Annotated in this window: 5 protein-coding genes and 1 pseudogene; 1 reads left to right on the top strand and 5 read right to left on the bottom strand. The window is 57.8% G+C overall.

The genetic code is table 11. From position 1 onward, the window contains the following. Positions 1 to 128 precede the first annotated feature (128 nt). The 4 genes and pseudogenes from CINSTRO3249_RS11285 to cysG form a co-directional block, all read right to left on the bottom strand. Positions 129 to 309: pseudogene (locus CINSTRO3249_RS11285) on the bottom strand (adenylyl-sulfate kinase); the annotation flags it as partial. Next, positions 266 to 1,693: a sulfate adenylyltransferase subunit CysN gene (gene cysN / locus CINSTRO3249_RS11280; protein ID WP_074013355.1), complete on the bottom strand. Its 1,428-nt coding sequence runs from the start codon at positions 1,691 to 1,693 to the stop codon at positions 266 to 268. The pseudogene CINSTRO3249_RS11285 and the gene cysN, both read right to left, overlap by 44 nt. Positions 1,694 to 1,705: 12 nt before the next feature. Then, positions 1,706 to 2,614 (bottom strand): sulfate adenylyltransferase subunit CysD, encoded by a 909-nt coding sequence (gene cysD / locus CINSTRO3249_RS11275; protein WP_074013356.1) that lies wholly within the window; start codon positions 2,612 to 2,614, stop codon positions 1,706 to 1,708. Positions 2,615 to 2,625: 11 nt separating this feature from the next. Further along, positions 2,626 to 4,041, bottom strand: a complete 1,416-nt coding sequence (gene cysG / locus CINSTRO3249_RS11270; RefSeq protein WP_174249777.1) for a siroheme synthase CysG — start codon at positions 4,039 to 4,041, stop codon at positions 2,626 to 2,628. Positions 4,042 to 4,258: 217 nt separating this feature from the next. Between cysG and CINSTRO3249_RS11265 the strand changes: the two genes are divergently transcribed. Beyond that, complete coding sequence (locus CINSTRO3249_RS11265; protein WP_074013354.1) at positions 4,259 to 5,323, top strand: aminopeptidase; 1,065 nt, start codon at positions 4,259 to 4,261, stop codon at positions 5,321 to 5,323. Positions 5,324 to 5,372: 49 nt separating this feature from the next. Here the strand turns inward: CINSTRO3249_RS11265 and CINSTRO3249_RS11260 are convergent. Beyond that, positions 5,373 to 6,732: flagellar biosynthesis protein FlhF (locus CINSTRO3249_RS11260; RefSeq protein ID WP_254304262.1), on the bottom strand; the 1,360-nt coding region annotated here is incomplete at its 5' end.

Raw genomic sequence — 6,732 nt, 5'->3', positions numbered from 1 at the left:
TGCTCATGCTGAGTTTCCAGCACTAGATTAACTGCCCGTTCACGGACTTCCGGAGAGTAACGTTTGGTCGTTGTCATAGAGACCTCCACTTTTAAAGTATAGACTCTAATTTATCCGGGGTGATTCAATTTGCCCGAGCCGGACAGGCCGGTAAACCACAATACCGCCCCCTGGTGCTTATGCAGCCCCTCGCGGTCCTGACGGGAAACCGGATGTGAATGCCAAACCACATTGTCGTCAACAGGACGCCCTGCGTCGGCGGTCATTATTTGCCTCCCAGCAGGTCGCGCGCGCCCCAGTGCGGGAAATGACGGCGCACCAGCGCGTTGAGCGCCAGCTCAAATTCGCCGTAGGCGCCCGGCTCGCGATAAACCTCCTGCAGCGGCTGGCGCACCATGCCGGCACCGACGGTGACATTACTCAACCGGTCGATAAAAATCATGCCGCCGGTGGTCGGATTATCGGCATACTTATCCAGCATCATCGGCTCGTCGAATGCCAGTTCTACCAGGCCGATACCGTTAAGCTGCAGGCTGTCGGCCACGCGCTGGGTCAGGGTATTGATATCCACCTGATACTGGATGTTGTCCACCCGCGCGCGGGTTTTCTTGCCGGCGATCTTGATATCAAAACTCTGGCCCGCCACCAGCGGTTGCTCGGTCATCCACACCACATCGACCTGGGCGTTTTGCACCGCCGTCAGCGTCTCACCGGCGTCCACCAACAAATCGCCACGGCTGATATCCACCTCGTCCGCCAGGACCAGGGTCACCGCTTCGCCAGCCCAGGCCTCCGTTAAATCGCCATCAAAGGTGACGATGCGGCTGAGGGTGGAGGTGACGCCCGACGGCAGCACTTTCACCGCCTGACCGACGCGCAGTACCCCCGCCGCCACGGTGCCGGCGTAACCGCGAAAATCCAAATTGGGGCGATTAACATATTGCACCGGAAAGCGCGCCGGCTGCTGCTCGTTAAGATTGATAACCTCTACCGACTCCAGCACGTCCAGTAGCGTCGGACCGCTATACCAAGGCATTGAGTTTGCCGGCGCGGCTACGTTATCGCCCTCCAGCGCCGACAGCGGGACGAAGGTAATGTCCAGATCCACCGGCAGTTGCTCGGCGAAACGCAGGTAATCCTGACGAATGCCCTGAAAGATTTGCTCATCAAACACCACCAGATCCATTTTGTTCACCGCCACCACCAGATGGCGGATGCCCAACAGGGTACTGATAAAGCTGTGGCGCCGGGTCTGATCCAGCACGCCTTTGCGCGCATCGATAAGCAGAATGGCGACATCGCAAGTCGAGGCGCCGGTCGCCATATTACGGGTGTACTGTTCATGCCCCGGCGTATCGGCGATAATAAATTTACGCTTTTCGGTGGAGAAATAGCGATAGGCGACGTCAATCGTGATGCCCTGCTCGCGCTCGGCCTGCAGGCCGTCCACCAGCAAGGCCAGATCGAGTTTGTCGCCCTGGGTACCCAGGCGTTTGCTGTCGGTATGCAGCGTCGACAGCTGATCTTCGTAGATTTGCCGGGTATCGTGCAGCAGGCGGCCAATCAGCGTGCTTTTGCCGTCATCGACGCTACCGCAGGTCAAAAAACGCAGCAGGCTTTTGTGCTGCTGGGCGTGCAGATAGGCTTCTACCCCGCCCTGCTCGGCGATCTGTTGGGCTATGGCATTATTCATGTCGATGGCTCCTTAAAAATAACCCTGACGCTTTTTCATTTCCATCGACCCGGACTGATCGCGATCGATAACGCGGCCCTGACGCTCGCTGGTGGTGGATACCAGCATCTCCTCGATGATCGCGGGCAAGGTCTGCGCGTCGGAGGCCACCGCGCCGGTCAGCGGCCAGCAACCCAGCGTGCGAAAGCGCACCATACGTTGTTCGATAACTTCGCCCGGCTGCAGGTCGATACGGTCGTCGTCCACCATCATCAGCATCCCGTCGCGCTCCAGCACCGGGCGTTTCTTGGCCAGATACAGCGGTACGATGTCAATGTTTTCCAAAAAAATGTATTGCCAGATATCGAGCTCGGTCCAGTTGGAGAGCGGGAATACGCGAATGCTTTCCCCTTTGTTGATCTGGCCGTTGTAGTTGTGCCACAGCTCCGGGCGCTGGTTTTTTGGATCCCAGCGGTGAAAGCGATCGCGAAAAGAGTAAATACGCTCCTTGGCACGGGATTTCTCCTCATCGCGCCGGGCGCCGCCAAAGGCGGCATCGAAGCCGTATTGATTCAGCGCCTGTTTCAGGCCCTCGGTCTTCATGATATCGGTGTGCTTGGCGCTGCCGTGGACAAAGGGATTGATGCCCATCGCCACCCCTTCCGGGTTTTTATGCACCAGCAGCTCGAAACCGTAGGCCTTGGCGGTATGATCGCGGAACGCATACATTTCGCGGAATTTCCAGCCGGTATCCACATGCAGCAGCGGAAACGGCAGTTTGCCGGGATGAAAGGCCTTACGCGCCAGATGCAGCATCACGGATGAATCTTTGCCGATGGAGTACATCATCACCGGATTGCTGAATTCGGCAGCCACCTCACGGATGATATGGATACTCTCAGCCTCCAGCTGCCGCAGATGGGTAAAACGTTGTTGATCCATAAATGACATCCTTACGCCAGATTGACCACCGACGCGCGCTTTTGCGCCGCCAGGTTTTGCTGACCAAACCAATTGATTTCATGATGAAGGGCGACCACTTCGCCTATCACCAGTAATGCGGGGGTCGGCGCCCCCTGCGCCAGTTGATCCAGCGCCGCCAGGGTCCCCGTCTGAACGCTCTGGTCGCTGCGGGTACCGCGGCTTATCACCGCCACCGGCGTTTGCGGCGACCGGCCATGGCGAATCAGCTGGCTGCTGATTTCCGCCGCCTTGACCACCCCCATATAGATAGCCAACGTCTGACGCCCGCACGCCAGCGCCTGCCAGTCCAGCGCATCGGCGCCGTCGCGCAGATGCCCGGTGATAAAGGTAATGCTCTGCGCATGCTCGCGGTGGGTCAGCGGAATGCCGGCATAGGCGGTGGCCCCGGCGGCGGCGGTGATACCGGGCACCACCTGAAACGAGATGCCCGCCGCCGCTACGGTTTGCAGCTCTTCGCCGCCGCGGCCGAAAATAAAAGGATCGCCGCCTTTAAGCCGCACCACTTTTTTGCCCTGCTGCGCCAGCGTCACCAGTAGGCGGTTGATCTCCGCCTGCGGCATCGATTGTTCGCCGGCGCGCTTGCCCACACAGACTCTGTCGGCATCGCGCCGCACCAGTTCCAGGATTTCCTGACTGACCAGATAGTCATACAGCACCACATCCGCCTGCTGCATCAGCTGCAGCCCGCGCAGCGTCAACAGACCGCTGTCGCCGGGGCCGGCGCCGACCAGCGCCACCTCACCCCCCTGTTCCGGGCCGGCGTTAAGAGCCTGATCCAGCGCTTGCTCGGCCTGATCCAGCCGTCCCTGCGCCACCAGACTGGCGAAGCGGCCGTTGAGGGCTTTTTCCCAGAACCGGCGGCGGCCGGACATGCTGCTGATTCGCTGCTTTACCCGGCCGCGCCAGGCGCCCGCCAAGGCCGCCATAGGACCGAGAAAGGTCGGCAGCATCGATTCCAGTTTCTCACGCAGGATACGCGCCAGCACCGGCGCCGTGCCGCCGGAGGAAATGGCTACCATGATGGGCGCGCGATCGATAATCGAAGGAAAGATGAATGAGCAGTACGGCTGGTCGTCCACCACATTGGCCAGCAAATGGCGCTGTTCGGCGCACTGGGAGACCCGCGCGTTAAGCGCCGCGTCGTCAGTGGCGGCGATCACCAGGAAAACGTCGTCCAGCATGGCCGGCTCAAACGATTCACCTAGCCAGGACAGGCCGCCGGCCTGGTGGATTTCCTTAAGCGCCGGGCATAACGCCCGCGCTGCCACTCTGATTTGCGCACCGGCGCGCATCAACAGCTGTATTTTGCGCGCGGCCACCTCGCCACCGCCAACCACCAGTACCGGACGACGCCTGAGATCGGCAAATAGCGGTAAATATTCCACAGCAACCTTTCTGTTCGTGTTTAGCAATATAATGACTATACGTCGACCATTTCTGGTATATGAAATTCTTAATTGGAATTTCATTTACCTTTATGGAATAACGACACCATTGACTTTCCAGCGAAGCGGGATTGTTTTGCCGCCGCCGCCCCATACTATAGCCGACAGTTGCGCGGCCGAAAATTGAGGCCGTTCCGGTTAACAAGGACTTTCCGTTATGCGTTACCCCGCTTGCCTGCGTATTGCGCTCTGGCTGTTCGCCAGCGCAGGACTGACGCCGGCCGTCCAGGCCGCCTCTCCTCTCTCTGCCGAACGCTATGCCCTAGAGCAAACCCGCGCTATCGCCACCTATTTTGCCGGGCGCATGGCGGGCAGTCCCGTGGAGCTGCTGGCCGCCGAACACCTACAGCTTCAGTTTCGCGCGCTGGGCTATCAAAGCGATCTGCGCGCTTTTAATACCCGCTATCGCTATGGCGCGCCGGGCGAACGAGTGGACTGGCGTCGTATTACCGCCAGTTCCACCATCGCCGCCAAAGCCGGCCAGAGCGGGCAAGGGGAAATTCTGGTCATCGCCCATCTCGACACCTACCTGCCGCGCGACGACAGCGACCTGAACCACAATCTTGGCGGATTAACGCTGCAGGGGGTGGACGACAATGCCGCCGGTCTCGGTATCATGCTGGCGCTGGCGCGCGAGCTAGGAAGCCTGCCGCTGCACTCCGGGGTGCGTTTCGTGGCGCTGAGCGCCGTCGCGCCCGATTTGGCGGGCAGCCAGGACTACCTTGATCGCATGTCGCCGCAGGAGAAACAGCAAACGCGGCTGGTGGTGGATTTACAGCAGCTCATCGCCGGCGAAAAGCTGCGCGTCGATTATCAGCTGCCAGCAGAGGCAAACGCGCTCTTGCCGCAGATTGACGCCCTGCGCGCGCAGGCCCGCCGCGCCGGCATACCGCTGCTGCTGCATCAGGGACTTCACACGGCTGCGGCGTGTCCGTCGCCATTGCTGCCGTTCGCCCGCGCCAGGCTGCCGGTGCTGGATATCACCTCCGGCGTTGCCGGCGACAGTTGCCTGCAGCGGAAAGTCAGCGCCCACTTCCCTCAAGGAACGGTGCGTTACCAGAGCCAGCGCGATAACCTATTGTGGCTGGAGAGTCACTTGCACGGCCAGCTGGCGCGGCGTACCCGCGACAGTCTTAGCCTGCTGCGGCCGCTGCTGCGCGAACTTACCGGCGCCCAGGTGAAGGCCACAGCGAAAACCAACCGCGCCGGCACGCAAATCTGAACACCCCGCTCCGCTGCGGACAAGGCTTAGAGGCATAGGTATCTACACATCAGGGAGGAGGCTTAAGAGCAACTCTCGCTAAATGAGTAAGTTCTTCCAGACTATATTCCGATAATAATTTTAGTGTATTCAACAAGATGGATAGGCCAGCGAGCAGAGCAGGAGCGCTCTCTCTGCGGCCTCGCTTTTGCTGTCGTCCTGACAAGCGACATATCAGCTGGCGGGCTGCCGCATTTTCTTCTCCTTCAGCGCGTTGCAGCCGCCATACCAGAACAGCAGCCATACTGGCTATTAACAACCTGCGTAGTACGGCTGGCGCGCTGCGCTGAAGCCATGTTTCTACGTCATGTCCGGCACCTTTCAGCAACTTAAAAAATGATTCAATATTCCAGCGCCAGTAATACCAACGAGCTACTTCCTCGCAGGTGATCTCGCTGCAAACGTTTGTAAGCAGCGTCCAGCGTCCCACCACATTACCGAGATCATCCGTAAGCCGAACAACAACCAATCTGACCGTCAGAGGCTCTCCAGGTTGGATTTTTATGCGGCGGCCGGTTTCTTTATCTTTACGCTTCTGCTGCGCAGCTCGGGTTATGACTATCGAGGTTTCACTGATTTCCATATCAGCTTTTTTCCCTTTCCAGTCTACCTGTCCGCATCCGTTGTATGGCAGAAGAGCAGCAATCTCACCAATTTTCAATGAATTACCTTGCCACTCTGCACCATGTCCTTCTTTTCCTCGGATAAGCCAGCATATTCCTTGAGTACTCAACGTCCGCATATGTCCAATAGAGTCACCCTCTCTATCAATTATATGAATCAGCTTTTTACCTATATTAAGCGATTCCACACGGGCAATATCGGTCGTCAAGGCGTCCATATGTGTCTGCCGTTCGGACAGTCCTTCCGCCAACGTTGAATGACAACCGGTTGCATCGGTAAGTGTCTGAGATAGAGGCGCTATTGGCAAACCCGTGCCAGCATCAACCAGCAAGCTGCTTTGAAGTTCATATCCAACATCGCCACCGTGCGTCATTTTTAAGCGTCCGTATTTGGCATGATGGTAAAGAAATTGTAAACGTGACCAATCATGAACAACGAGAGCGTATGGATGCGGGCTAAGCGAAATTTGCTCAAGTGCTAGCGAAATAATTGGCTCATTGAGTTGACTGAAGCTAATTCGCTTATTATTCAGAAAACGCCAGACAGCTTGGGTAGTTGCGAAAGTTGATTTTTGAGCACTTGCGAGGTCTTTAACCGCAGAAGCAAGAAGAGCCGCGGGCGTCATATGCTGTTTAACCAGCGTCTGATATCGGCGGGTAAGGCGAGAGTCAATCCCGCCAACAGATAGGTTGAAATCATTCTGCAAAGTAATAACAGGTATCACGATAAATGTGTAGATACCTATG

The organism is Candidatus Sodalis sp. SoCistrobi, assembly GCF_900143145.1.
GTDB lineage: Bacteria > Pseudomonadota > Gammaproteobacteria > Enterobacterales > Enterobacteriaceae > SoCistrobi.
This window is presented reverse-complemented; position numbering and strand designations above follow the sequence as displayed.